The organism is Endozoicomonas sp. SESOKO2, from assembly GCF_024606245.1.
In the GTDB taxonomy this organism is placed as follows: Bacteria; Pseudomonadota; Gammaproteobacteria; order Pseudomonadales; family Endozoicomonadaceae; genus Endozoicomonas_A.
On sequence record NZ_JAHHPQ010000076.1, the window covers coordinates 1 to 1642 of the forward strand.

A 1642-nucleotide genomic window follows, 5' to 3' on the forward strand; every position below is an offset into this window, starting at 1 on the left:
GAACAACATCCCTAACTTCCAACAAGCCAATAATTTTATGGGTTGTTTCGATGGGTAAATCGAAAAACAAAAGTTTTTTCTTTTCTTCCTTGTCAGGTATAGCAATGGATCTACCCGCACTAACACCTGATGATTCTCCCCCTAATCGAGCGCGATTAATTGACGGCGAGAGTGAACCGTCCATGCTGAATGTATTATTCGCTGGATCCAAACCCGGTTTCTCCTGAGTTGGTATTCCCCCCAATTAACAAGGAGGTTCAAGATTGACGAGATAAATTAGAATCGGTTTTGTAAAAAAAGTTCAAAAAATGGTTTTAAGTGCAACTAATAACGTTTCTGTCTTTCAGCGCCTGCAGAATGGCGTCTCTTTTATTGATCACAGCAAACCATCAATGTTTCATCTGAAGTCTGTTAATTTGCACCGTGTTATCGTCAGAGATAGTCATTACATGGTGGCCATCGGTGCTAAAGGTGGCTGATTCAATCGAATCATTGTGGAAGATGATGGCTTTTTCGACCCATGACCCATCAAGCTCCTGTCCATAAATTTTTGCCGTACGATCCATACTGGCGGTTACCAGATGGCGGCCATCGGGGCTAAAAGAGGCTGAGTTGACCCAGGAACCATGGAAAATAGTAGCTTCTTTCTTCCATGAACCATCGGTCTTCAGGCCATATATTATTGCCGTTCCATCTCTACTGGCGGTCACCACACAGCGTCCATCGGCACTGAAGGTAGCTGAGTTGATATAAACATCATGGGAAATGGTGACATTTTCTTCCCACGATCCATTGGCCTGCTGACTATGGATTTTGACCTTGTTATCTTCACCGAAGGTCAACACATGACGACCATCGACACTGAAGGCGGCTGAGACGACCCGGTTATCATGAGAAATGATGAATTCTTCTTCCCATGACCCATCTTTCTTCTCACCATAGATTTTCGCTGTGTGATCGAAACTGGCCGTCACCAAATGGTGGTCATCGACACTGAAGGTAGCCGACTTCAGACAACCATCATGGGGAATGATCAATTTTTCTAGCCATGACCCATCTTCTTCCCGATCGTGGATTTTCACCTTGTTATCAGCACCGACGGTCATCACGTGTCGGCCATCGGTGCTAAAAGACGCTGAGTCGACAAAGGCATCATGGAAGATGGTGACTTCTTCTTCCCATGATCCATTAGTCTTATGGCAGAAGATTTTCGCCGTGTTATCGAAACTGGTGGTTACCAAATGACAGCTATCGGAGCTGAAGGTGGCAAACATGACCCAATCATTATGGGAAAGGGTGAGTTTGTCTTCCCATGATCCATCATCCTTCTGGCTAATAATTTTCGCCGTGTTATCCCAACTGGCAGTGACCAGATGGCGACCATCAGGGCTGAAGGAGGCTGAAGGGATCGTATCATTGTGGGAAATGGTGAGTTTATAGACCCACGACCCATCGACTTGACCATAAATTTTTGCCGTTCCATCTTCACTGGTGGTCACCACGTGGCGGCCATCGGCGCTGAAGATAGCTGACCTGACAGGGGCTTCATGGGAAATAATGGTTTTTTCTACCCATGTTCCGTGGGTCTTCTGGCCATAGATTTTCGCCTTTTTGTCGTCACTGGCTGTCACGACGTAGCGGC

At 46.1% G+C, this 1642-nt stretch carries 2 protein-coding genes; both read right to left on the reverse strand.

What is annotated here, in order from left to right:
* Positions 1-211: hypothetical protein (locus tag KDK17_RS02020; protein ID WP_257287227.1), on the reverse strand; the 211-nt coding region annotated here is incomplete at its 3' end.
* A 178-nt stretch (positions 212-389) separates the two neighbouring features.
* Positions 390-1642, reverse strand: a 1253-nt coding sequence (locus KDK17_RS02025) for a WD40 repeat domain-containing protein (RefSeq protein WP_257287228.1), incomplete at its 5' end; no start/stop codon positions are given.